Genomic DNA, 23572 nt, shown 5'->3' with positions numbered 1-23572 from the left:
CACATGAGAAAGAACGGCGGTCCGGTGCAAAGGATCTACGGAACAGGCGCGAAAGCCTAAGCCCGGACACGGCATCCGGACCGCCATCAGAGAGAACTGGCCGGTTCTTTCTGACGGAGTAATCATACAAGCCCGGACAGATGCGCAGCACCGCCTCCGGGACATCCCCCTCCGGCTGGCCTGTTAGCGAGGCTCAAGCTGCTCCAGCTTCTCCCGCAATTCGCCCTCAAGCGGCAGCGCTTTCTGCGTTTTTAGATCGATACAGACAAAAGTGATAAGCGCATCGGCGACCACTTCGCCATTAGGGTTGAGGGTGACCACCTGGCTTAACGTCCCGCTTTTTCCGTTCAGCTGTTCGAGCTTGCTGGTGACGGTTAATACATCGCCTAGTACCGCCGGTCGGCGGTAGTTGATATTGATATTGACCACCACAAAGGCGATGTTGCGAGCGGTCATCCAGTGGAAGGCCGGGCTGCTTTCCAGGCCATCCCAACGCGCTTCTTCGAGAAACTCCAGATAACGCGCATTGTTAACGTGCTGATAGACATCCAGATGATAGCCGCGAACTTTGATTTGTGTCTGCATAGCGCAAATGCCTTATCTTTAATTGTTGTTTTGAGGTCAGAGGTCACACCACTGGCATGACCTCTTCAGTCTGGCAAATAATGACGACTGTGCAAACTTTCGCTGAAAATTTACAGCTTCAGATGTGACAGATTTCTCTCTACCAGCGAGTTGCCCATTCCGGGCACCTGCTTAAGATCGTCAACGGTTTTAAATGGCCCGTACTCTTCGCGATAGCTCACTATAGCCTGCGCTTTCTTCAGGCCGACGCCATTCAGCGCCTTAGCCAGCTCTTCCGCGCTGGCGTTATTGATACTCACCCTGGTGCCTTCACTATCCGCCGCATTTAACGCATCCGGCGCTTTTGCCTGCGGCGACTGCACGCTTTCCTTTACCGGCGCCGACGCTTTGCCGGCAGAAGGCGCCGCCTGCGCTATCTGACTCCCCGCCGCGCAAACCAGTACGGCGGCAATAAGCGTTTTCATTCCTCGTTTCATGCTGTTATCTCCTTGTTTGTAGACAGCAAGGTCACGATAGCGACGAAGGAAAAAGAGTACAAAAGGCAAAATGCAGAAATGGAAAAGGCCGCGAAAGCGGCCTTTGAGAATGACATCACGTTACTTGCTTTTGCGAAGCAGCACGTAATTATTGTTGCTGATCGATAATGTCGCCGAGCTTAATTTTCGCCGCTTTACGCAGGTTGCTCATCAGCGCTTCGAAAGCGATCTGGGCGTTATTCTGGGTGATCCCCTGAATCATCGCTTTTTTCTGCTCTTCCGGCATCGTACCCGCTTTCACTTCGTCCAGCGCCAGCAGCACCACGTTGCCCTGCAGATCGGAGCCCACGCCGTAGCTTGGCTTACCCGCCTGCGGCAGCGGAAGTGCAAAGACAGACTGGCTCAGCGCTTCCTGACCGGTGCGTGACAGCGTCTGCGGCGCACCAAAGCTCAGGCCTGCGGCTTTCATCGCTTCATCGCCTTTGCCCTCTTTCAGGGCCGTCAGCAGCTTGTCGGCATCCAGCTTCGCCTGCTGTTCCGCTTTCGTGTGCTTAACAATATCGCTCACCTGCGCTTTAACATCCGCCAGCGGTTTCACCGCTTCCGGTTTATGCTCGCTGATGCGCAGAACAAACGCGCGATCGCCGTCGACGGTGATGATATCGGAGTTGCTTCCCGGCGTGCCGTTTTCGCCCACCAGGCCGCCGTTGAAGATAGCTTCAGAGACCGGCTTGAAATTCAGCTCTTGCGGCAGGCTGTCGCGGCCAAACCAGCCGGTTTCAACCACTTTGAGGCCGGCAACCTGGGCTGCGCCCGCCAGCGACTCGTTATCGTTGCTCGCCGCGTCGCTCACTTTCTGCTGCAGGGCATAGTACGCATCCAGGGCTTTTTCCTGCTTCACTTTCGCCGCAATATCGTCGCGAACCTCAGCCAGTGGTTTAACCTGTGCTGCCTGAACATCGTCCAGGCGGGCAACCAGGAACCCAACGGAGGATTTAATTACGCCAGAAAGCTGGCCTTTTTCTTTCAGACCGGCCTCTTTCAGCTCTGGCACAGTCGCCGCATCTTCCAGCCACCCCATATCACCGCCGTTGCGGGCAGAGATAATGTCGGTTGATTTTTCTTTGGCCAGCGTGGCGAAGTCAGCACCTTTCTTCAGCTCATCAAGCACCGCCTGCGCATCCGCTTCGGTTTTGGTCTGGATGATGCTGTAGCGGTTACGCTGCGGCTGAGTGAACTGATCCTGATGCTGGTCGTACCATGACTGAATTTCTTCGTCAGAGACGTTTTCCTGCATGCTGGCAGCGTCCAGCTTGATGTAGCTGACGCGGAACTGCTCAGGCGCCATAAAACGCGCCTGGTTCTGCTGGTAGAACGCGTTGATTTCATCGTCGGTTGCGGTTTGCTTCGCCGCCAGCGCGTTCACGTCGAGAGTGGCTTCACGGACGACGCGCTGTTGAGAAACCAGCGCCGCCAGCTGGTCGGATTCGCCCGGCAGCATAAAGTCGGTACCGGCTACGGCGTTGATCAGTTGCTGAGTCGTCAGCTGATTACGAAGCGCCTGCGCGTACTGATCCGTCGTCATCCCCATCTGATTAACAATACGGCTGAAGCGCTCGTTATCAAATTTGCCATCCGCCTGGAAAGCCTGGGTCTGGAAGATAGCCTGCTTCACCTGGTCGTCGCTGATGTTGAGACCCAGCTCGCGGGCATACTGATCGAGTAGCGCCTCGTCAATCAGACGGTTCAGCACCTGCTGACGCATGGTCTTCATGTAATTTTCATTGGCCGCCAGTTCTGAGAACTGGTCGCCAAGCTGCTGCTGCATGCGATTACGCTCGCTGGCAACGGCATTTTCAAACTGTGCGCGACCAATCTCCTGGTCATTAACTTTTGCGGCATAGTTGTTACCACCGCCAATCAGGTAACCACTCACCCCGGTCAAAATGAACGAGACGATAATGATACCGAAAATAATCTTGAGCACGACGCTGTTGGCGGCCGTGCGTAGGTTGTCCATCATGGTGTAACAACGCTCCGCTGTAGATGACTTTAGCTCGCGCAGCATAGCATGTGATGGCCGCCGCGCGTGAGGACGTATTTTGACAAGAAAACGGGGTGATTGTCAGCCCACAAGTGCGTATAAAGTCACATTAAGTCTCATTCTGGCAAATAAAAAAGGCACATCTTACGATGCGCCCTTGTACTTCGTCACAGACCCCAGTGGGGAAGTCGATCAGTTTACCGCGTCTTTCAGCGCTTTACCTGCACGGAAACCCGGTACTTTAGCAGCAGCAATGGTGATTTCTTTGCCTGTTTGCGGATTGCGACCGGTACGGGCAGCGCGCTCTTTAACAGCAAAAGTACCAAACCCTACCAGCGCAACGTCATCCCCAGCCTGCAGAGATTCAGTAACAGAAGCGATTAAAGCATCTAACGCACGTCCAGCTGCGGCTTTAGAAATGTCCGCACCGGCAGCAATTTTGTCAATCAGTTGAGATTTATTCACTGTTCTCTTCCTCTCTTTATAATTTATATCGCACCAGAATCCTTCGTGGCGCGACCGCGCAGCAGTTATATCAGGACTGTCATGCCCTTACAACAGAGTTGTAATTGACCCCCCTGCCAGCGATCTAAGTTAGCTACACAAAAAAAGGCTGGCAAGTACGAATTTACTTACCAGCCCTATTTTTCTTAGCGCAATTTGCGCGAAATCACTATTTTGCCGTGACGACTTCCATACCAAACGGCTCGTTCTGCAGTGCAAGTGCCAGAACTTCCTCGATTCGTTTCACCGGATGGATATCTAAATCGGCGATAACGTTATCTGGAATTTCTTCAAGGTCACGTTTGTTTTCATCAGGAATCAGAACAGTCTTAATGCCGCCGCGGTGCGCGGCCAGCAGTTTTTCCTTCAGACCACCGATTGGCAACACCTGGCCACGGAGGGTAATTTCCCCGGTCATCGCCACATCGGCGCGCACCGGATTGCCCGTCAGACAGGAAACCAGCGCGGTACACATCGCGATACCTGCGCTTGGGCCATCTTTCGGCGTAGCGCCTTCCGGTACGTGCACGTGAATATCGCGTTTTTCGTAAAAGTCTGAGTTGATACCCAGCTTATCCGCACGCGAACGCACCACGGTCAGCGCAGCCTGGATGGACTCCTGCATCACCTCACCCAGTGAACCGGTATAGGTCAGCTTGCCTTTGCCCGGAACGCAGGCGGTTTCAATGGTCAGCAGATCGCCGCCCACTTCCGTCCATGCCAGACCCGTCACCTGACCCACGCGGTTTTCGCTATCCGCCCGGCCATAGTCATAGCGCTGCACGCCAAGGAAGTCATGCAGGTTGTCGCCGTTAATCTCGATGTGCTTCAGCGATTTATCCAGCAGCAGCTGTTTTACCGCCTTACGGCACAGTTTCGAGATTTCGCGCTCCAGACCACGCACGCCCGCTTCACGCGTGTAGTAGCGGATAATGCCGATAATCGCGCTGTCATCCACCGTCAGCTCGCCTTTTTTGAGCGCGTTACGCTCAATCTGTTTTGACAGCAGGTGGCGTTTGGCGATGTTCAGCTTCTCATCTTCGGTGTAGCCGGAAAGACGGATCACTTCCATACGATCCAGCAGCGGCGCCGGAATGTTCATGGAGTTGGAGGTCGCGACAAACATCACGTCGCTGAGATCGTAATCCACTTCCAGATAGTGATCGTTAAAGGCCACGTTCTGTTCCGGATCCAACACCTCCAGCAGCGCCGAGGCCGGATCGCCTCGCATGTCCGAAGACATCTTGTCGATCTCATCCAGTAAGAACAGCGGGTTTTTAACGCCCACTTTGGCCATTTTCTGGATCAGTTTGCCCGGCATTGAGCCAATATAGGTACGACGGTGACCGCGGATTTCCGCTTCATCGCGCACGCCGCCCAGCGCCATACGCACGTACTTACGTCCGGTGGCTTTGGCGATGGACTGGCCGAGAGAGGTTTTACCGACCCCCGGAGGCCCAACCAGGCACAGGATCGGCCCTTTGAGCTTGTTAACACGGCTCTGCACCGCGAGGTACTCAAGAATACGATCCTTCACGCGCTCGAGGCCGTAGTGGTCGGTGTCGAGGATCTCCTGAGCCTGACGCAGGTCTTTTTTGACCTTGCTGCGGGCGTTCCACGGTACCTGCACCATCCAGTCGATGTAGCCGCGAACGACGGTCGCTTCCGCCGACATCGGGGACATCATTTTCAGCTTCTGCAGTTCCGCTTCGGTTTTCTCTTTTGCCTCTTTCGGCATTTTCGCCGCGTCGATCTTACGCTTCAGCGCTTCGTTCTCGTCCGGGGCGTCGTCCATCTCGCCGAGCTCTTTTTGAATGGCTTTCATTTGCTCATTCAGATAGTACTCGCGCTGAGATTTCTCCATCTGTTTTTTCACGCGGTTGCGAATGCGCTTCTCAACCTGCAGCAGATCGATTTCCGACTCCATCATCGCCATCAGATATTCCAGACGTTCGTTAACGTCGGACATCTCCAGCACGGACTGTTTGTCCGCCAGCTTCAGCGGCATATGCGCAGCGATGGTATCCGCCAGGCGCGCCGGATCGTCAATGCTATTCAGCGACGTCAGCACTTCCGGTGGGATTTTCTTGTTCAGCTTGATGTAGCCTTCAAACTGGCTGATGGCCGTACGAACCAGCACTTCCTGCTCGCGTTCGTCAATGGCCGGCGATTCAAGATATTCAGCCTTCGCCGAAAAATGCTCACCGTTATCAGACAGCGCAGAGATGCGCGCGCGCTGCAAACCTTCGACCAGCACTTTGACAGTACCGTCCGGTAGCTTCAGCATTTGCAAAATAGACGCCACGGTCCCGACGGTGAAAAGATCGTTTACACCCGGCTCATCCGTCGAGGCTTCTTTCTGCGCAACCAGCATGATTTTTTTATCATGATCCATGGCTGCTTCGAGGCAACGGATAGATTTTTCCCGCCCTACAAACAGGGGTATGACCATGTGCGGATAAACCACCACATCGCGCAACGGCAATACGGGGATTTCAATGCGTTCAGAACGCTCAGGATTCATAGAGCTCTCTCTTAGTTTAAAGTCCGCCAGGTAGCCGACGACGCAACTCAACGACGCGTCGCCGTTAATATGTAAACCAGTATATGGGGATGTATTCCATACATTCAACGGCGGGAATGCAGGAAAAATAAAAGGGGAGATAAAATCCCCCCTTTTTGTTAACTGCTTGAGCAAAATGGTTAATTATTCACCAGATGCCTGCTGCGCTTCCGGTTTGCCGTAAATCAGCAGCGGCTTGCTCTGGCCATCGATAACCGAAGCGTCAATGACCACTTTTTCTACGTCTTCCATTGACGGAAGATCGTACATGGTATCAAGCAGCGCGGCTTCAACGATAGAACGCAGACCGCGAGCCCCGGTTTTACGCGCCATCGCTTTCTTAGCGATAGCGTCCAGCGCTTCGTCGCGGAATTCCAGCTCAGCGCCTTCCAGGCTGAACAGCGCCTGATACTGCTTGGTCAGGGCGTTTTTCGGCTCTTTGAGGATCTGAATCAGCGCTTCTTCGCTCAGCTCGCTCAGGGTCGCCACAACCGGCAGACGACCGATGAACTCAGGAATCAGGCCAAACTTGATCAGATCTTCCGGCTCAACCTGAGACAGCAACTCGCCTTCGCTGGCTTTGTCAGACTTCGCCTTGACCGTCGCGCCGAAACCAATACCTGAACCGGTTTCAACACGGTGGGAAATGACCTTATCCAGACCGGCAAAGGCGCCGCCGCAGATGAACAGGATCTTAGAGGTATCAACCTGCAGGAACTCCTGCTGCGGATGCTTACGCCCGCCCTGCGGCGGAACCGCGGCAACGGTACCTTCAATAAGCTTCAGCAGCGCCTGCTGCACGCCTTCGCCGGAAACATCGCGAGTGATCGACGGGTTATCCGATTTACGGGAAATTTTGTCGATTTCATCAATGTAGACGATACCGCGCTGGGCTTTCTGTACGTCGTAGTCGCACTTCTGCAGCAGCTTCTGGATGATGTTCTCAACGTCTTCACCCACGTAGCCGGCTTCGGTCAGGGTGGTGGCATCCGCCATGGTGAAAGGCACATCCAGCAGGCGCGCGAGCGTTTCCGCCAGCAGCGTTTTACCGGAACCGGTCGGCCCGATTAGCAGAATGTTACTTTTGCCCAGTTCAACGCCGTTGCTGGTGTCGCCATTGCGCAGACGTTTGTAGTGATTGTATACCGCCACCGCCAGCACTTTTTTCGCCGGCTCCTGGCCGATAACGTAATCGTCCAGATGGTGGCGAATTTCGTGCGGCGTCGGCAGCGCGCTGCGCTCGCGATGCGGCGCGACTTCTTTAATTTCTTCGCGAATGATGTCGTTACATAAATCAACGCATTCGTCGCAGATATACACGGATGGCCCGGCGATTAGCTTACGCACTTCATGCTGGCTTTTGCCGCAAAAAGAGCAGTACAACAGTTTGCCCGAACCATCTTTGCGTTTATCTGTCATGAGTCCAAACCTCTTATTAAGTTCTTTGTGCCGCACACGACGACGCAAATGCCATTCTCAGGCGCAAACCGCTGTGAAGCGTTGTGCCGCCCTCTTTCAAACAAGTATAGCGGCACCCTTGCGCCTGGGGCATCAATTACGATGAGTCAAAATAGAGTCAACGAGGCCGTATTCCACTGCTTCTGAGGCAGACAGGAAGCGATCGCGCTCGGTATCGCGCTCGATCTGCTCAAGGGATTGACCCGTATGATGTGCCATCAGTTCATTCATGCGACCTTTCACTTTCAGGATTTCGCGGGCGTGGATTTCGATATCCGTCGCCTGGCCCTGGTAGCCGCCCAGCGGCTGGTGAATCATCACGCGGGAGTTCGGCAGGCAGAAACGCTTGCCTTTCGCCCCGGCGGTCAGCAGGAACGCGCCCATTGAGGCCGCCTGGCCCATACAAATGGTGCTCACATCAGGCTTGATGAACTGCATGGTGTCATAGATAGACATCCCGGCGGTAATCACCCCGCCCGGAGAGTTAATGTACAGATAGATATCTTTTTCCGGGTTTTCCGCTTCCAGAAACAGCATCTGCGCCACGATCAGATTAGCCATGTGGTCTTCTACCTGGCCGGTCAGAAAAATGACGCGCTCCTTGAGCAGACGGGAGTAAATATCAAATGAACGTTCGCCGCGTGAGGTCTGTTCAATGACCATCGGCACCAGGGCCATATGGGGTGCAAAGTTGTCTCGTTCGCCACTGTATGACATTTCCGTCTCCTGGATTAATTTGAAAAAAACCGCTGCACTGATTGTAACCTTACGGACGGATTATCAGCCAGAATTTCTGCCGTCGGGCAGAAGTGCATAGATGCACGCTTCATTACGGCGCATGATTATGCCAATGCAGTTACGTCTCCCGGTTATGGGGATGACGTCGCCATAATTCAAGCATAACAATCTTTTGTCGTAACGCTATCACTGAAATCGCCTTTTCGCACTCATCCTAAGGCTATCATTGCAATAAAAAAACCCGCAGCCTTTCGGCAACGGGTTTTTGCTCAAACCTTAAACCTTGGGGCGAAATTACGCCTGTTGGTTCATCAGTTCGCTGAAGGAAGTGGCTTTTTCAGACACTTTAGCTTTCGCCAGCACGGCTTCAACGGCCTGCTCTTCCAGCGCGACGTTGCGCATGTTGTCCATCAGCTCTTTGTTTTTGCTGTAGAACTCAACCACTTCTTTCGGATCTTCGTAAGCGGAAGCCATCTCTTCGATCAGGCCTTTAACGCGATCTTCGTCAGCTTTCAGCTCGTTGGTACGAATCACTTCGCCCAGCAGCAGGCCAACAACAACGCGGCGTTTAGCCTGCTCTTCGAACAGCTCACGCGGCAGCTCCAGAGCCTGTTTCTCGTTACCGCCGAAACGCTGAGCAGCCTGACGACGCAGAACGTCGATTTCGCTGTCGATCAGCGCAGCCGGAACGTCGATATCGTTAGCTTTAACCAGACCTTCGATAGCCTGAGATTTAACGCGGTTACGCACGGCGCCTTTCAGCTCGCGCTCCATGTTTTTACGCACTTCAGCGCGCAGACCGGCTACGGAACCATCTTCAACGCCGAAACGTTTGATGAACTCTTCAGTCAGCTCTGGCAGTTCACGTTCTTCAACTTTCTTCAGGTTGATAACGAACTTGGCCGCTTTACCTTTCAGGTTTTCAGCGTGGTACTCTTCCGGGAAGGTCACGTCGATGGTGAACTCTTCGCCAGCCTTGTGACCTTTGATACCGTCTTCAAAGCCCGGGATCATACGGCCCTGGCCCATCGCCAGTACGAAGTCAGAGGCTTTGCCGCCTTCGAACTCTTCGCCGTCAACGGAACCGGTGAAATCAACGGTAACGCGATCTTCTGCATCAACAGCGCCGTCTTTGTCTTTCCAGTTCGCCTGCTGCTTGCGCAGAGTATCCAGCATGGTGTCAACGTCAGCATCGGTCACTTCAACAACCGGTTTTTCAACTTCGATCGCTTCCAGACCCTGCAGTTCAACTTCCGGATAAACTTCGAACTCTACCGCGTAGGTGAAGTCTTCACCCAGCTTGTATTCGCCCGGAACGTAGTTCGGCGCGCCGGCCGGATTAATTTTTTCTTTGATGATCGCGTCAACGAAGTTACGGCTCATCAGGTCACCCAGCACGTCCTGGCGAACAGATGCGCCATAACGCTGAGCAACAACATTCATCGGCACTTTGCCTTTACGGAAGCCGTCAATGCGAACTTTTTTCGCTACGTTGACCAGCTCGCTTTTGACAGCATTCTCGATGCTGTCAGCGGCGATAGTAATCGTTACACGGCGCCCAAGGCCCTGAGTGGTTTCAACTGAAACTTGCATCTTGTTACCTCAAAAAAATCACAGTGCTCGGTCAACTCTGGAAGCGCGAACAGGTTGCTTCGCAGAACCGGGATGCCCTCTTCAAATCAGAAACACATTCCCTGTCGTCAGAATCATCCCGAAGACATTCATAATAAAAGACGCGGCATTATAGCGGCATCACTTTTGTGAGTCGAGAACGGTTGTCGCCCACTGCTGCGGCTTTTTTCACATTTCCCGAGCAAATTTGCCTGTAAATATGCGTGAATTGCACATTTTTCAGGCAAAACAAAACGGCCCGCAGGCCGTTTTCTCATAAATCTTCACGCAACATACTGGAAAAGCTCCAGCGGTTGCAAATGCGATTTCTACGCGATACTTCCAGCCCCGCGACAAGGAGGAGAAGCAAAGACGGTATCCTGTAGCCCTTCCCACTCTTTGATTGTATAGGTATGCAACGCCAGAGCGTGCACGGTGCTTGATAGTTCCTCAGTCAACGTTCCGTAAATCATACGGTGACGATTAAGAAAACGCTCGCCAAGGAAGCGATCGCTCACCAACACCACTTTAAAATGACTTTCAGAGCCCGCAGGAACGTTGTGGCGATAGCTTTCATCCACGACTTCAAGATACACCGGGTCGAACGCTGCCCTAAGTTTTGCTTCGATCTGTTCACGTATCATCATGAATTTTCTCCTCCGACAACGCTGTATTGCCGCCATTCCCTTTAAATGTTAGCCGCTTTTACCGCTTCCATTGGGCGAAAACAACAAAAAATTAGCATTCCTCTGATATTTTCATGCAAAAGTATCGGCTTTAGTGGTTCGGTGTCCTGAAAGCCCTGCCTGCGTTGCGATAAGAGATGCAGTCAGGACAGAAAACGCACAAGGCGATGAATTTACATGCGTTGCCACTTCCCCTTGCCGTTGGCGATGTTATGATGGCGGGAATTTTCCTCATTACCACTCCACCATGCGTTGAGACCCTGAACATGTTTAAGAAAATTCTTTTTCCTTTGGTCGCGCTGTTTATGCTGGCCGGATGCGCCACTCCGCCGACCACCATTGATGTTTCACCGAAAATCACCCTGCCACAGCAGGATCCCAGCCTGATGGGCGTGACCGTCAGCATTAACGGCGCCGATCAGCGTCCGGATCAGGCGCTGGCGAAAGTCACCCGCGATAACCAACAGGTTACGCTCACCGCCTCCCGCGACCTGCGCTTCCTGTTGCAGGAAGTGCTCGAGAAACAGATGACCTCGCGTGGCTATATGATTGGCCCGAACGGCGCCGTGGATCTGCAAATCATTGTGAATAAACTGTACGCCGACGTTTCTCAGGGCAACGTGCGTTACAACATTGCGACCAAAGCCGATATTGCGATCGTTGCCACTGCCGCCAACGGCAATAAGATGACGAAAAACTATCGTGCCAGCTACTCTGTTGAAGGCGCCTTCCAGGCCTCGAATAAAAATATCGCCGATGCGGTTAATAGCGTCATGACCGATACCATTAGCGATATGGCGCAGGACACCAGCATTCACGATTTCATCAAGCAAAACGCGCGTTAATTTAAGTCGCAGACCCGGCTTCGCGCCGGGTCTGCACGACATGCCATGTCTAATCATTACTTACGCATTTTCACGCAGCCAAAATCAGCTATCCTGCTGATCCTCGGTTTTGCCTCGGGATTACCGCTCGCCCTCACCTCCGGCACGCTGCAGGCGTGGATGACCGTTGAAAACATCGATCTGAAAACTATCGGTTTTTTCTCGCTCGTCGGCCAGGCCTACGTCTTTAAGTTCCTCTGGTCGCCGGTGATGGACCGCTATACGCCGCCGTTTCTCGGCCGTCGTCGCGGCTGGCTGCTGGCGACCCAGTTACTGCTCCTTATCGCCATTGCGGCGATGGGTTTCCTTGAACCGTCCACGCAGCTGCGCTGGATGGCGGCGCTGGCGGTGGTCATCGCCTTTTGTTCCGCCTCTCAGGATATCGTATTTGACGCGTGGAAAACTGACGTGCTGGCCGCGGAAGAGCGAGGCACCGGAGCGGCAATCAGCGTGCTGGGCTATCGTCTGGGGATGCTGGTCTCCGGCGGGCTGGCGCTCTGGCTGGCCGATCGCTGGCTGGGTTGGCAGGGGATGTACTGGCTGATGGCCGCGCTGCTGATCCCCTGCATTATCGCCACGCTGCTGGCGCCGGAACCCAGCGACGTTATTCCGGTGCCGAAGACGCTGGAGCAGGCCGTCGCCGCACCGCTGCGCGACTTCTTCGGCCGCAATAATGCCTGGCTTATTCTGCTGCTGATCGTCCTTTATAAGCTTGGCGACGCGTTTGCCATGAGCCTGACCACCACGTTCCTGATTCGCGGCGTCGGTTTCGATGCGGGTGAAGTGGGAATGGTGAATAAAACGCTCGGCCTGTTCGCCACGATTATCGGCGCGCTTTACGGCGGCGTGCTCATGCAGCGCCTGACGTTGTTCCGCGCGCTGCTGATTTTCGGCCTGCTGCAGGGGGTATCCAACGCCGGATATTGGCTGCTCTCAATTACCGATAAACACCTTTTCTCCATGGCGACGGCGGTGTTTTTCGAAAATCTGTGCGGCGGGATGGGCACCGCGGCGTTCGTCGCGCTGCTGATGACGCTGTGCAATAAATCGTTTTCAGCCACCCAGTTTGCCCTGCTCTCAGCGCTCTCTGCCGTTGGGCGCGTGTACGTTGGGCCTATCGCCGGCTGGTTTGTTGAAGCCCACGGCTGGCCTACCTTCTATCTCTTTTCCGTCGTCGCCGCGGTGCCGGGGATTTTGCTGCTGTTAATTTGCCGGCGTACGCTGGAACACACTCAGCGCTCAGAAAGCTTTATGCCGCGCACGCGCTTTCCGCAGACCTACGGGCTGGCATTAATTATTCTGGCTGCTGGCTGCCTGATGCTGGCGATTTGGCTGCTGCTGCTGGCGCTCAACGCGCTGGATTACACCAACTTCTCCTTCCTTGCCGGCCTGCTTGAGATCGCCGTACTCACCGCCGTCGCGGGTATTTTACTCGGCGCCTTCCTTGACTATCTGGCATTACGTAAAACCGAGCTGATTTAAATCAGCGCAGAAACGTACGTGGACGTTGTAATTACTAAACGTAATTATAACGTCTTATTAACGATTTTATATTCATCGTAGCCGATTTGTTGTTTTGTGCGTTTTAGATTTCTGGAAATTATTGACAATTTTCATGCGAATCTTTAAATAATTTAACCGATTCAGCTCTGCAGGTTTTATTTTCCGCTTTTACGATGTCTTTTATTTGATAATTAATTGTTAATTATTTGTGTTGTTTTGCGGGTAGTTATGCTCATTCTCTTATAAAGCCTTTCGTTCTTATCCCTTTCGTTATCAATCCCGCCTAAATCAAGGTTTGCAAGCGATAATGTCACACTCCGTAACATATGTGACAGGGCAAGCAGAAGCCGCTAACATAGAGCAGACACAGCTCCAACTATGTTTACAGTAATGCAACCTTCCCGTAAAATGCCCGTACACTTTAAGCGCCACCAGATTCCGTGGAATTGAGGTCGTTCAATGAGACTTAGGAAATACAATAAAAGTTTGGGATGGATGTCATTAATCGCAGGCACTGTATTACTCAGTGGTTGTGATTCTGCACTCCTCGACCCAAAAGGACAGATTGGACTGGAGCAACGCTCTCTGATTCTGACGGCCTTCGGCCTGATGATGATCGTCGTTATTCCAGCCGTCTTGATGGCAGTAGGATTTGCCTGGAAGTATCGTGCGAGCAATAAAGATGCGAAGTATAGCCCGAACTGGTCACACTCCAACAAAGTGGAAGCTGTGGTCTGGACGGTTCCTATCCTGATCATCCTGTTCCTGGCCGTTCTGACCTGGAAAACCACTCACGCATTAGAGCCGAGCAAACCGCTTGCTCACGATGAAAAACCTATCACTATCGAAGTCGTTTCGATGGACTGGAAATGGTTCTTCATCTATCCGGAACAAGGCATTGCTACCGTCAACGAAATCGCCTTCCCGGCGAACGTACCGGTACACTTCAAAGTGACCTCCAACTCCGTGATGAACTCGTTCTTTATCCCACGTTTAGGTAGCCAGATTTACGCAATGGCCGGGATGCAGACTCAGCTGCACCTCATCGCGAACGAAGCTGGTACTTACGACGGTATCTCCGCCAGCTATAGCGGCCCGGGCTTCTCAGGAATGAAGTTCAAAGCTATCGCCACGCCGGATCGTGCAACCTTCGATCAGTGGGTAGCGAAAGCCAAACAGTCTGCGAACGCCATGGACTCCATGGAAACGTTCGACAAACTGGCTGCGCCTAGCGAATACAACAAAGTGGAATACTTCTCTAACGTGAAACCAGATTTGTTTAAAGATGTTGTTAACAAATTTATGTCTCACGGTAAGAGCATGGATATGACCCAACCTGAGGGCGAGCACGCAGCGCACGAAGGAATGGAAGGCATGGACATGAGCCACGCGGAAACCGCTCACTAAGGGGCCGAGGAAGAAAACGATGTTCGGAAAACTTACACTGGATGCAGTGCCCTACCATGAACCCATTATTGTGGTTACGGTGGCTGCAATTATCATTGGGGGACTGGCGCTTCTGGCGGCCATCACTTACTTCGGTAAGTGGTCCTACCTTTGGAATGAGTGGCTGACTTCGGTTGACCACAAACGTCTCGGTATCATGTACGTTATCGTAGCAATCGTCATGTTGCTGCGTGGCTTCGCTGACGCCGTTATGATGCGTAGCCAGCAGGTGCTGGCCTCGGCCGGGGAAGCAGGCTTCCTGCCGCCTCACCACTACGATCAGATCTTTACCGCCCACGGCGTTATCATGATCTTCTTCGTAGCGATGCCGTTTGTTATCGGTCTGATGAACCTGGTGGTTCCGCTGCAGATCGGCGCGCGCGACGTTGCCTTCCCATTCCTTAACAACCTGAGCTTCTGGTTCACCGTTGTGGGCGTGATTCTGGTTAACCTCTCTCTGGGCGTCGGTGAATTCGCGCAGACCGGTTGGCTGGCCTATCCGCCGCTCTCGGGAATTGAGTACAGTCCGGGCGTCGGGGTCGATTACTGGATCTGGGCTCTCCAGCTATCCGGTATTGGTACAACGCTCACCGGTATTAACTTCTTCGTAACGATTATCAAGATGCGTGCCCCTGGCATGACCATGTTCAAGATGCCGGTGTTTAGCTGGGCATCTCTGTGCGCCAACATCCTGATTATCGCCTCCTTCCCAATTCTGACCGTCACCGTCGCGCTGCTGACCCTGGACCGCTACCTGGGCACCCATTTCTTTACCAACGATATGGGTGGCAACATGATGATGTACATCAACCTGATTTGGGCCTGGGGTCACCCGGAAGTGTACATTCTGGTTCTGCCGGTATTCGGTGTCTTCTCCGAAATCGCCGCAACCTTCTCACGTAAGCGTCTGTTTGGCTACACCTCGCTGGTATGGGCAACAGTGTGTATTACCGTTCTGTCGTTCATCGTTTGGCTGCACCACTTCTTTACTATGGGTGCGGGCGCGAACGTAAACGCCTTCTTCGGTATTACGACCATGATCATCGCTATCCCGACCGGGGTTAAGATCTTCAACTGGCTGTTTACCATGTACCAGGGCCGTATCGTCTTCAACTCAGCAATGCTGTGGACGATTGGCTTTATCGTAACCTTCTCCGTAGGGGGTATGACCGGCGTACTGCTGGCGGTACCGGGCGCAGACTTCGTGCTGCACAACAGCCTGTTCCTGATCGCGCACTTCCATAACGTCATCATCGGCGGCGTGGTGTTCGGTTGCTTCGCAGGTCTGACCTACTGGTGGCCGAAAGCCTTTGGCTTCACCCTGAACGAAACCTGGGGCAAACGCGCTTTCTGGTTCTGGATCATCGGCTTCTTCGTCGCGTTTATGCCGCTGTACGTACTGGGCTTCATGGGCATGACCCGTCGCCTGAGCCAGCAGATTGACCCGCAGTTCCACCCGATGCTGGTTGTTGCAGCCTGCGGTGCGGCGCTGATCGCTTGCGGTATTCTCTGCCAGCTGATTCAGTTCTACGTGTCTATCCGCGATCGCGAGCAGAACCGTGACCTGACCGGCGACCCGTGGGGCGGCCGTACGCTGGAGTGGGCAACCTCTTCTCCTCCGCCGTTCTACAACTTTGCTATCGTTCCTGTCGTTCACGAGCGTGACGCGTTCTGGGAAATGAAAGAAAAAGGCGACGCGTATAAGAAACCGGCTGGCTATGAAGAGATTCATATGCCGAAAAACAGCGGCGCGGGCATCGTGATTGCTGCTTTCGCAACGGTGTTTGGTTTCGCAATGATCTGGCATATCTGGTGGATGGCGATTGCAAGCTTCGTCGGTATCCTGGTGACCTGGATTATTAAGAGCTTTGACGAGGACGTGGATTACTACGTGCCGGTTGCAGTAGTCGAAAAACTGGAAAATCAGCATTTCGATGAGATTAACAAAGCAGGGCTGAAAAATGGCAACTGATACTCTTGCGCATAACGCCCACGCGCACGAACACGGGCACCATGATACAGGACCGATGAAGGTATTCGGTTTCTGGATCTACCTGATGAGCGACTGCATTATCTTCGCCACTCTGTTCGCTACCTATGCCGTTCTGGTGAACGGCACGGCGGGCGGTCCGACCGGTAAAGATATTTTTGAACTGCCGTTCGTTCTGGTTGAAACCGCGCTGCTGCTGTTCAGCTCCATCACCTACGGCATGGCGGCTATCGCCATGTACAAAAACAACAAGAGCCAGGTGGTTTCCTGGCTGGCGCTGACCTTCCTCTTCGGGGCTGGGTTCATCGCGATGGAACTCTATGAATTCCATCACCTGATTGTTGAAGGTATGGGCCCGGATCGCAGCGGCTTCCTGTCAGCGTTCTTCGCGCTGGTCGGCACCCACGGTCTGCACGTGACCTCTGGTCTGATCTGGATGGCGGTGCTGATGGTTCAGGTTTCTCGTCGCGGCCTGACCAGCACGAACCGCACCCGTATCATGTGCCTGAGCCTGTTCTGGCACTTCCTGGACGTCGTGTGGATCTGCGTGTTCTCTGTTGTTTATCTGATGGGGGCGATGTAATGAGTCATTCTACCGATCATAGCGGCGCTTCTCACGGCAGCGTGAAGAGCTACATGACAGGTTTCATCCTGTCGATCATTCTGACGGTTATCCCGTTTGCAATGGTGATGAGTGGATCTGCATCGCATGCGGCTATTCTGGGAACCATCCTGGTCACTGCGGTTGTGCAGATTGTGGTACACCTCGTGTACTTCCTGCACATGAACAGTAAATCGGACGAAGGTTGGAACCTGACCGCATTTATCTTCACCGTAATCATCATTGCTATCGTAGTTGTCGGCTCCATCTGGATTATGTGGAACCTGAACTACAACATGATGATGCACTAAGAGCGGCGAGTATGTTTAAGCAATACCTGCAAGTAACGAAACCAGGCATTATTTTTGGCAACCTGATCTCCGTGATTGGCGGTTTCCTGCTGGCCTCCAAGGGCCACATCGACTATCCGCTTTTTATCTGGACGCTCCTCGGAGTATCCCTGGTGGTCGCCTCGGGTTGTGTTTTCAACAACTATATCGACCGTGATATCGATCGTAAGATGGAACGGACGAAAAACCGGGTGCTGGTCAAAGGGCTGATCTCGCCAGAAGCTTCGCTGGTATACGCCACCCTGCTGGGTATTGCTGGCTTCATGCTCCTGTGGTTTGGCGCGAATCCCCTGGCCTGCTGGCTGGGGGTGATGGGGTTCGTGGTTTATGTCGGCGTTTACAGCCTGTACATGAAGCGCCACTCCGTCTACGGCACGCTGATTGGTTCTCTCTCCGGCGCTGCGCCGCCGGTGATTGGCTACTGCGCGGTTACCGGTGATTTTGACAGCGGTGCCGCGATTCTGCTGGCGATTTTCAGCCTGTGGCAGATGCCTCACTCTTACGCTATCGCGATTTTCCGCTTCAAGGATTATCAGGCAGCGAACATTCCGGTACTGCCGGTAGTGAAAGGCATTTCGGTAGCGAAAAACCATATCACCGTTTACATCATCGCTTTCGCCGTTGCCACGCTGATGCTCTCCCTGGGCGGCTACGCTGGATATAAATATCTGGTTGTCGCTGCGGCGGTGAGCGTCTGGTGGCTCGGAATGGCGCTGCGCGGTTATAAAGTGGCGGATGATAAAGTCTGGGCGCGTAAGCTGTTCGTCTTTTCCATCGTAGCCATTACCGCGCTGTCGGTGATGATGTCCGTCGACTTTATGGTGCCGGATTCACACAACCTGCTGACCATGGTCAGATAGTGTCTCTCAATGGCGTATCGCACGATACGCCATTACTTATTTCCCCCTGTTAATCTCGCATCGCCGATGGTTGTAAATCATTCTCCCCACCCTATTATTCTGAGATTGTGCCCTCAACCCTCTCAACGCTTTCTCTGCCCCTGGCTAAATTCCGCTTCAGCGTCCTCGATCAAAGACGCCCCCCGTACATGCCTTTCTCCGCTTACTGCCGGAACGCGTTTAGCCATACTGATGCGATAATAGTCACGCAGTACTGCCAATTCGTTTCGACAAATAGCCGCATCAGATTCATCAGCAGCAATTCATTATCCTGCAGCCATCGTTTATTTAGATGAATTAAAATTGGTTTTAACGCTGGTACTGTCAATAAAATGAGCACTATATACCGGCTAATGATTCCGTTGTTTAACGAATCATCGCTAAGCACGGTTTTCCCACTGCGGTCGGCAATGGTATCTTTGAGATATGAATCCCGCCGCCGCGCTACCCCGTACGGCGCCGAGTGGTTTAGCTGCATATATACGGTAAATAAATTTATTGTGCGCAAAATAGTATAAGAGATATATCGCGAAATTTTTGTTTCGTCGAACGCTGACGTCATTCGGGTTAGCAAACCATAGACAGGCTCTCGTTCATTCAGCGGGCTGCGCTTCCTTCATTCCCGGTGGGCGAATGTGAAATCGAAAATTAACATATTAACGTGAGGTATGGTGCCAGGGTGATGTTCTCTTGCCCTCCCCTCCTCCGCACGAACAGGCGGTCTTTTGCCATGAATATTTTTCTCTCCGGTTCATATAGCATCTCTATTGAACAATAGTAAAGTTTTCAATGAAAAAAAAGCTGTCCGTCTTATTTCCGCCTGCAACCACTTTCAGCGCGTTTTTCTTTATAAGGCCCTCATGCAATTTCACATTAAAGCCAGATGTGCCGAATAAAAAATTCATACTCATGGCTTACGCCGTTATCTCTGAAGAAAACTTCATTTTATTAAATTTGTATGAAATTGAATATTTCACATATTAATACTCTGGATTAACATAATTTAAGAGTGTTAGTATTTCTTCCGTGGGTAAGAGACCCACTAATAAAAATTAATCAAACTTAACAAGGAATACCAATGAAAGAATTAACTATTGGCGAAATGGAATCTATTTCTGGTGGTTTTAATGTGTTCGGCAGCATTGCTAACAGCATTTCCAGCATTATTAATAATACAGCAAGCCATCTGAGCGATTTTATTACCTCCGCAGGTGCTACCATCGCCAATGCCATCGTTAACGATACCATTGCGTTCGGTGATTACCTGAGCGGCACATCTACGTGGCAGGATTTCGTTGCCTCAAGCAACGAAAACTGGAGCAATTCTGTGCACGACCTGTCGGGCGAGTGGAACACTTTCACTAACAGCGTCACCGCCTAATATCGGTTCGTCATTCTCAGGGCAGGATTCTTCCTGCCCTTTTTTTTGCCTACCGTAAGCTCTCTCGGCACGAGGATGAGTGAATCGTCTGCGCCTTTGGTTTTAACCCACCAGCATCGCCTGAGCGCTATAGAGCAAATCCAGATGATCGCGGCATAGTGCCTCAATCGAGGTTCTTGACTGATGGCTGGTTAAACTCAGCGCTCCCCAGTAGAGCCCTTCCCGATCTGACAGCGGCACGGCCAGGACCAGCATGCCAATTTCAAACTCCTGCTCAATCGCGGCGTATCCCTGGCGACGAACCTGAGCGATCTTTTCCATTAACGCCGCCACGTCCGTCACCGTATAGGGCGTACGCTGCTCGCGGCGGATCCGCTGCAAAACGGTTTCACACTCGGTTTCCGCTAAGGAAGCCAGCCATAGTCGCCCTCCGGCGGTACAGTAAATCGGCACTCTCTCCCCCAGACGCACTGAAGTCGAGTTAAACGGCGTGTGTTTACTGCGGGCGATATACACCAGCTCGTCATCATCTATCACGCCGACCGAAGCGTGCTCTTCCGTCCGACTGGCGATGTACTCCACGATCGGTCGTACCATGCGTGGGAACTGCGCCGAATCGACATACGCCTGCCCCAGCCTTAACGCTTTAGGCGTTAGCCAGTAATGACGTCCGTCGGTTTGCAGATAGCGCTCGTGCAGCAGGGTAAGGAAAAAGCGCCGCGCGGCGCTTTGCGTCAGGCCGCTCATTTTCGCCGCCTGCGGCACGGTGAGCCGGGGGAACTCTTTTGAAAATAGCTGGATCAGCGCCAGCCCTTTTTGCAGGCCGACGATCAGATCGCGGGTATGAATCTGGTTTTGCATACTTGTTCACACTTTCGCAACAATACAATCAGTTTAGCGCGATTATCGCAGTGGTAGTGCGATTAACAACCAGTATGGCCGAATTCTGCGTTGTCGCTCTCAGCTTCCGCTGAAATACTTTCACAACATTCATTTAACAAAATGAGGTTTGAAATGGTCAGTGGATTCACTCAGGTCGTCGCCGTCATCGGCCACCCGATTACCCAGGTTAAGTCGCCGGAGAATTTCAACCGCTTCTTTGCTGACCAGCAGTTGGACAGCGTGATGATCCCGGTTGATATCGCCCCCGAAGCCGTTGCTGACTTTCTGCAGGCCCTGCGCGGCTGGCACAACATGAGCGGCGTCCTGGTCACCGTTCCGCACAAACAGCGGGCCGCCGCCCTGGTCGACGAGTTAACCCCGCGAGCTCAGCACCTCAATGCCATTAACGTCATCCGTAAGCTGGCCGATGGCCGTTTACAGGGCGATATGCTCGACGGCGTCGGTTTTCAGCTTGCCGCAGAGGCGCACGGCTTTAGCGCCGCCGGTAAAAAGGGGCTGCTCTCCGGCTGCGGCGGTGTGGGCAGCGCTATCGCGTGGGGGCTTTGCGAAGCGGGTATCCGCCAGCTGGCCCTTTATGATCAGAATCCCGCCACCCTTCAGCTGCTGCATAACCGGCTGGCCACCCATTTTCCGCACGTTCATCTCGTCGACCTGCCCGCTACGCTTGCCGGCCTGGATTTGCTGGTGAATGGTTCCCCGGCGGGAATGGCCGGTTTCGAGCCGTTGCCGCTGCCGCAGACGCTGCTGGAAACCCTTCCGCTATCCACGCATGTCGCCGACGTGGTGACCGCCCCGATCATCACCCCGCTCCTCGCCTTCGCCCGGGATCGCGGCTGCGCGATCCAGACCGGGCCGGAGATGGCGCTGGCGCAGATGAAACTGATGGGGCAATTCATCGGCGCCATCGCGCAGGAACAAGGAGCGGCGGCATGAAAAGCTGGGATGTCATCGTTATCGGCAGCGGCGCCGCAGGTTTTGCCGCGGCGGTGACCGCCAGCTGTAAGGGACTGTCGGTGCTGATGCTGGAAAAAGCCCCGCAGTTTGGCGGCACCTCCGCCATTTCCGGCGGCGCGGTGTGGATCCACGATAGCGATCAGGCGCGGAAAATGGCCGTGGGCGGCAGCCCGCAGGCCATCGAAACCTATCTGCGGACGATTATCGGTGAGCCTCATTATCGTCAGGATCTGGTGGATGCCTTTATCGCTTCAGGGCGCGAGGCGCTGGCATTTCTTGAAAAAGAGGGCGCGGTGAAATATAGCCTGCGCCCGCTCTCTCCGGATTATTACCCGGATGAGCCCGGCGCCGTCGATGTCGGGCGGGCGCTCGAGGTGGTGGAGTTTGACGGACGGGAACTGGGTGCGCATTTTCGCGACCTCCGTTCTCCCCCACCGGGAATGCTGCTGTTTGGCGGGATGATGGTTAACCGGGTTGATATCCAGCACTTTCTCGATATGCGCCGCTCCCCGCGCTCGTTCGCGCACTGCAGCAGACTGCTGCTGCGCTTCGGTCGCGATCGCCTGCGGTACCCTCGCGGTACCCGCCTGGCGATGGGCAACGCGCTGATCGCCCGCATGGCGACGCTCGCCTTTCGCAAAGGTATGCAGCTCAGGCTCAACGTCAACGTGCTTTCGCTGAGCGAACGCAATGGCGAGGTGACCGGCGTAGAAATTGAGCACGAGGGACAAAAGCAGGCCCTTGAAGCCCGCTGCGGGGTGGTACTGGCGGCGGGTGGTTTTGCCGCAGGCAGGCTGGCTGAACGCTATCGCCCCCAGACCCGCGAGCACTACACCATGTCCCCCGCTGCCAACGACGGCGCCGCGCTGCGCCTTGCCGCCGCGGTCAATGCCCGGGAAGGGGCTGACCTGCCGTCTAACTTTTTCTGGGCGCCGGTCTCGGTTTTACAGCATCCCGACGGCACGCAAGAGCGCTTCCCTCATCTGGTCACCGATCGCGCCAAACCTGGAGTGATTGCCGTCAACCAGCGCGCGGTGCGCTTCGTGAACGAATCTAACTCTTATCACCACTTCGCCAGCGCCATGCAAAGCCGGGCAGAAAATGCGCCCTGCTTTCTGATTTGCGACGCCCTGGCCATGAAGCGCTACGGCCTCGGCCTGGCGCGCCCTGCCCCGGTCAATAATGACGCGCTGGTGAAAGCGGGCTATCTGCATAAGGCCGATACGCTGCCTGAACTGGCGCAGCGGCTCGGCCTGGATCCGCAGACGCTCGCTGACACGGTGGCTCGCTACAACCGCGACGCCGCTCAGGGCCTCGACCCGGCGTTCACCAAAGGCGGCAACAGCTATAACCGCGCGATGGGCGACCCCGGCCACCGGCCAAACGCCTGTAACGCTCCGCTGACCCGCGCGCCGTTTTATGCCGTCACCCTCTATACCGGCGATCTCGGTACCTCGCGCGGCCTGGTCACTACCGCCGATGCTCAGGTCATTAACCAGCACGGTGAACCGATTAAAGGCCTCTATGCCGTGGGTAATGATATGGATTCGATGATGGCCGGAACCTACCCCGGCCCAGGTATTACGCTCGGCCCGGCGCTCACCTTCGGCTATCTCTCAGCCAGCCATATGGCGCAACAACACGCACTATAAACAGGAGAAAATCATGATCTATGAAAAACGCACCTACACCATCAATCCGCTGAAAATGGCCGACTGGCTGGCGCTGTACAAAAGCGATGCTTACGCCGTGCAAACCGAGCACCTCGGTAAGCTCATCGGCTTCTTCTTTACCGAAATTGGCGTGGTCAATCAGGTGGTGCATATCTGGGCCTATGAAAGTCTGGACGATCGCCTGGCGCGTCGGGCGCGCATGGCGCAGGACGAACGCTGGCTGACGTTCTCGCGCAAAAACCGCGAGCTGGCCGCCGTCGAGCGTCTGGAGTCGGTGCTTCTGCGCCCCACTGATTTTTCACCACTGCAATAAGGAGAGGGTC

21 protein-coding genes are annotated in these 23572 nt (G+C 54.0%); 11 read left to right on the top strand and 10 right to left on the bottom strand.

Going from position 1 to position 23572, the window contains the following annotated elements; genetic code table 11:
• Nucleotides 1-183: 183 nt before the first annotated feature.
• The 9 genes from CDA56_RS20160 to bolA all read right to left on the bottom strand — a co-directional run bounded on the left by CDA56_RS20160 (nt 184) and on the right by bolA (nt 10626).
• A complete protein-coding gene (locus tag CDA56_RS20160) occupies nt 184-585 on the bottom strand; it encodes a YbgC/FadM family acyl-CoA thioesterase (RefSeq protein ID WP_004848264.1) in 402 nt (133 codons plus the stop codon).
• A 110-nt stretch (nt 586-695) separates the two neighbouring features.
• Nucleotides 696-1061, bottom strand: coding sequence for a helix-hairpin-helix domain-containing protein (locus CDA56_RS20155; RefSeq protein WP_025107165.1), 366 nt, complete (start codon nt 1059-1061; stop codon nt 696-698).
• Nucleotides 1062-1209: 148 nt separating this feature from the next.
• Entirely contained in the window at nt 1210-3084 is a 1875-nt protein-coding gene (ppiD, locus tag CDA56_RS20145) for a peptidylprolyl isomerase (RefSeq protein WP_049081032.1), read from the bottom strand.
• 213 nt (nt 3085-3297) lie between these two features.
• Nucleotides 3298-3570 (bottom strand): nucleoid-associated protein HU-beta, encoded by a 273-nt coding sequence (hupB, locus tag CDA56_RS20140; RefSeq protein ID WP_002444653.1) that lies wholly within the window; start codon nt 3568-3570, stop codon nt 3298-3300.
• A gap of 208 nt (nt 3571-3778) precedes the next feature.
• Nucleotides 3779-6133 (bottom strand): endopeptidase La, encoded by a 2355-nt coding sequence (gene lon, locus CDA56_RS20135; protein WP_004099539.1) that lies wholly within the window; start codon nt 6131-6133, stop codon nt 3779-3781.
• A 183-nt stretch (nt 6134-6316) separates the two neighbouring features.
• The gene (gene clpX / locus CDA56_RS20130; RefSeq protein WP_004099538.1) at nt 6317-7591 is read right to left on the bottom strand and encodes an ATP-dependent protease ATP-binding subunit ClpX; all 1275 of its coding nucleotides are present in this window, start codon (nt 7589-7591) and stop codon (nt 6317-6319) included.
• Between the two features lie 132 nt (nt 7592-7723).
• Complete coding sequence (gene clpP, locus CDA56_RS20125; RefSeq protein WP_003021624.1) at nt 7724-8347, bottom strand: ATP-dependent Clp endopeptidase proteolytic subunit ClpP; 624 nt, start codon at nt 8345-8347, stop codon at nt 7724-7726.
• 315 nt (nt 8348-8662) lie between these two features.
• Nucleotides 8663-9961, bottom strand: a complete 1299-nt coding sequence (gene tig / locus CDA56_RS20120) for a trigger factor (RefSeq protein ID WP_004848255.1) — start codon at nt 9959-9961, stop codon at nt 8663-8665.
• 347 nt (nt 9962-10308) lie between these two features.
• Complete coding sequence (gene bolA / locus CDA56_RS20110; protein ID WP_004133447.1) at nt 10309-10626, bottom strand: transcriptional regulator BolA; 318 nt, start codon at nt 10624-10626, stop codon at nt 10309-10311.
• A 305-nt stretch (nt 10627-10931) separates the two neighbouring features.
• On the opposite strand from bolA, the gene CDA56_RS20105 reads away from it, so the two are divergent.
• The 8 genes from CDA56_RS20105 to CDA56_RS20065 all read left to right on the top strand — a co-directional run bounded on the left by CDA56_RS20105 (nt 10932) and on the right by CDA56_RS20065 (nt 19719).
• Nucleotides 10932-11510 (top strand): lipoprotein, encoded by a 579-nt coding sequence (locus tag CDA56_RS20105; RefSeq protein ID WP_004848253.1) that lies wholly within the window; start codon nt 10932-10934, stop codon nt 11508-11510.
• 45 nt (nt 11511-11555) lie between these two features.
• Nucleotides 11556-13031, top strand: a complete 1476-nt coding sequence (gene ampG, locus CDA56_RS20100) for a muropeptide MFS transporter AmpG (protein ID WP_049081034.1) — start codon at nt 11556-11558, stop codon at nt 13029-13031.
• A gap of 480 nt (nt 13032-13511) precedes the next feature.
• Nucleotides 13512-14459: a cytochrome o ubiquinol oxidase subunit II gene (gene cyoA, locus CDA56_RS20095; protein ID WP_004848249.1), complete on the top strand. Its 948-nt coding sequence runs from the start codon at nt 13512-13514 to the stop codon at nt 14457-14459.
• Nucleotides 14460-14478: 19 nt separating this feature from the next.
• Entirely contained in the window at nt 14479-16470 is a 1992-nt protein-coding gene (cyoB, locus tag CDA56_RS20090; RefSeq protein ID WP_004848247.1) for a cytochrome o ubiquinol oxidase subunit I, read from the top strand.
• Entirely contained in the window at nt 16460-17071 is a 612-nt protein-coding gene (locus CDA56_RS20085; protein ID WP_004099525.1) for a cytochrome o ubiquinol oxidase subunit III, read from the top strand. Before cyoB ends, CDA56_RS20085 begins: the two co-directional genes overlap by 11 nt.
• Nucleotides 17071-17400, top strand: a complete 330-nt coding sequence (locus CDA56_RS20080) for a cytochrome o ubiquinol oxidase subunit IV (protein ID WP_004099523.1) — start codon at nt 17071-17073, stop codon at nt 17398-17400. The genes CDA56_RS20085 and CDA56_RS20080 overlap by 1 nt, the downstream gene beginning before the upstream one ends.
• Before the next feature lie 11 nt (nt 17401-17411).
• Nucleotides 17412-18299: a heme o synthase gene (gene cyoE / locus CDA56_RS20075; RefSeq protein ID WP_004129778.1), complete on the top strand. Its 888-nt coding sequence runs from the start codon at nt 17412-17414 to the stop codon at nt 18297-18299.
• A gap of 1117 nt (nt 18300-19416) precedes the next feature.
• Nucleotides 19417-19719, top strand: a complete 303-nt coding sequence (locus CDA56_RS20065; protein ID WP_025107169.1) for a hypothetical protein — start codon at nt 19417-19419, stop codon at nt 19717-19719.
• A 102-nt stretch (nt 19720-19821) separates the two neighbouring features.
• On the opposite strand, the gene CDA56_RS20060 is transcribed toward CDA56_RS20065, so the two are convergent.
• Nucleotides 19822-20580, bottom strand: a complete 759-nt coding sequence (locus tag CDA56_RS20060; protein ID WP_032748248.1) for an IclR family transcriptional regulator domain-containing protein — start codon at nt 20578-20580, stop codon at nt 19822-19824.
• 153 nt (nt 20581-20733) lie between these two features.
• On the opposite strand from CDA56_RS20060, the gene CDA56_RS20055 reads away from it, so the two are divergent.
• Genes CDA56_RS20055 through CDA56_RS20045 form a run of 3 tightly spaced genes read left to right on the top strand, consistent with a single transcriptional unit; the run spans nt 20734 to nt 23562 of the window.
• Complete coding sequence (locus CDA56_RS20055; protein ID WP_032748247.1) at nt 20734-21555, top strand: shikimate dehydrogenase family protein; 822 nt, start codon at nt 20734-20736, stop codon at nt 21553-21555.
• Nucleotides 21552-23228, top strand: a complete 1677-nt coding sequence (locus tag CDA56_RS20050) for an FAD-dependent oxidoreductase (protein WP_025107172.1) — start codon at nt 21552-21554, stop codon at nt 23226-23228. Before CDA56_RS20055 ends, CDA56_RS20050 begins: the two co-directional genes overlap by 4 nt.
• 13 nt (nt 23229-23241) lie before the next feature.
• Nucleotides 23242-23562 carry an NIPSNAP family protein gene (locus CDA56_RS20045; protein ID WP_004133454.1) on the top strand — a complete coding sequence of 107 codons (321 nt, stop codon included), beginning with the start codon at nt 23242-23244 and terminating at the stop codon, nt 23560-23562.
• Nucleotides 23563-23572 lie beyond the last annotated feature (10 nt).

Origin of the sequence: Klebsiella michiganensis (assembly GCF_002925905.1) — a bacterium.
In the GTDB taxonomy this organism is placed as follows: Bacteria; Pseudomonadota; Gammaproteobacteria; order Enterobacterales; family Enterobacteriaceae; genus Klebsiella; species Klebsiella michiganensis.
Note: the sequence above shows the minus strand (reverse complement) of the source record. Positions and strands in the feature narration are given on the sequence as shown.

Bases quoted from the DNA above. Each gene is read 5' to 3' on its own strand.
- CDA56_RS20055 (WP_032748247.1), top strand. From the start codon at position 20,734: ATGGTCAGTGGATTCACTCAGGTCGTCGCCGTCATCGGCCACCCGATT.
- tig (WP_004848255.1), bottom strand. From the start codon at position 9,961: ATGCAAGTTTCAGTTGAAACCACTCAGGGCCTTGGGCGCCGTGTAACG.
- cyoE (WP_004129778.1), top strand. From the start codon at position 17,412: ATGTTTAAGCAATACCTGCAAGTAACGAAACCAGGCATTATTTTTGGC.
- CDA56_RS20085 (WP_004099525.1), top strand. From the start codon at position 16,460: ATGGCAACTGATACTCTTGCGCATAACGCCCACGCGCACGAACACGGG.
- ppiD (WP_049081032.1), bottom strand. From the start codon at position 3,084: ATGATGGACAACCTACGCACGGCCGCCAACAGCGTCGTGCTCAAGATT.
- cyoA (WP_004848249.1), top strand. From the start codon at position 13,512: ATGAGACTTAGGAAATACAATAAAAGTTTGGGATGGATGTCATTAATC.
- CDA56_RS20045 (WP_004133454.1), top strand. From the start codon at position 23,242: ATGATCTATGAAAAACGCACCTACACCATCAATCCGCTGAAAATGGCC.
- CDA56_RS20160 (WP_004848264.1), bottom strand. From the start codon at position 585: ATGCAGACACAAATCAAAGTTCGCGGCTATCATCTGGATGTCTATCAG.
- CDA56_RS20050 (WP_025107172.1), top strand. From the start codon at position 21,552: ATGAAAAGCTGGGATGTCATCGTTATCGGCAGCGGCGCCGCAGGTTTT.
- CDA56_RS20065 (WP_025107169.1), top strand. From the start codon at position 19,417: ATGAAAGAATTAACTATTGGCGAAATGGAATCTATTTCTGGTGGTTTT.
- clpX (WP_004099538.1), bottom strand. From the start codon at position 7,591: ATGACAGATAAACGCAAAGATGGTTCGGGCAAACTGTTGTACTGCTCT.
- clpP (WP_003021624.1), bottom strand. From the start codon at position 8,347: ATGTCATACAGTGGCGAACGAGACAACTTTGCACCCCATATGGCCCTG.
- CDA56_RS20060 (WP_032748248.1), bottom strand. From the start codon at position 20,580: ATGCAAAACCAGATTCATACCCGCGATCTGATCGTCGGCCTGCAAAAA.
- bolA (WP_004133447.1), bottom strand. From the start codon at position 10,626: ATGATGATACGTGAACAGATCGAAGCAAAACTTAGGGCAGCGTTCGAC.
- CDA56_RS20155 (WP_025107165.1), bottom strand. From the start codon at position 1,061: ATGAAACGAGGAATGAAAACGCTTATTGCCGCCGTACTGGTTTGCGCG.
- ampG (WP_049081034.1), top strand. From the start codon at position 11,556: ATGTCTAATCATTACTTACGCATTTTCACGCAGCCAAAATCAGCTATC.
- CDA56_RS20080 (WP_004099523.1), top strand. From the start codon at position 17,071: ATGAGTCATTCTACCGATCATAGCGGCGCTTCTCACGGCAGCGTGAAG.
- cyoB (WP_004848247.1), top strand. From the start codon at position 14,479: ATGTTCGGAAAACTTACACTGGATGCAGTGCCCTACCATGAACCCATT.
- CDA56_RS20105 (WP_004848253.1), top strand. From the start codon at position 10,932: ATGTTTAAGAAAATTCTTTTTCCTTTGGTCGCGCTGTTTATGCTGGCC.
- lon (WP_004099539.1), bottom strand. From the start codon at position 6,133: ATGAATCCTGAGCGTTCTGAACGCATTGAAATCCCCGTATTGCCGTTG.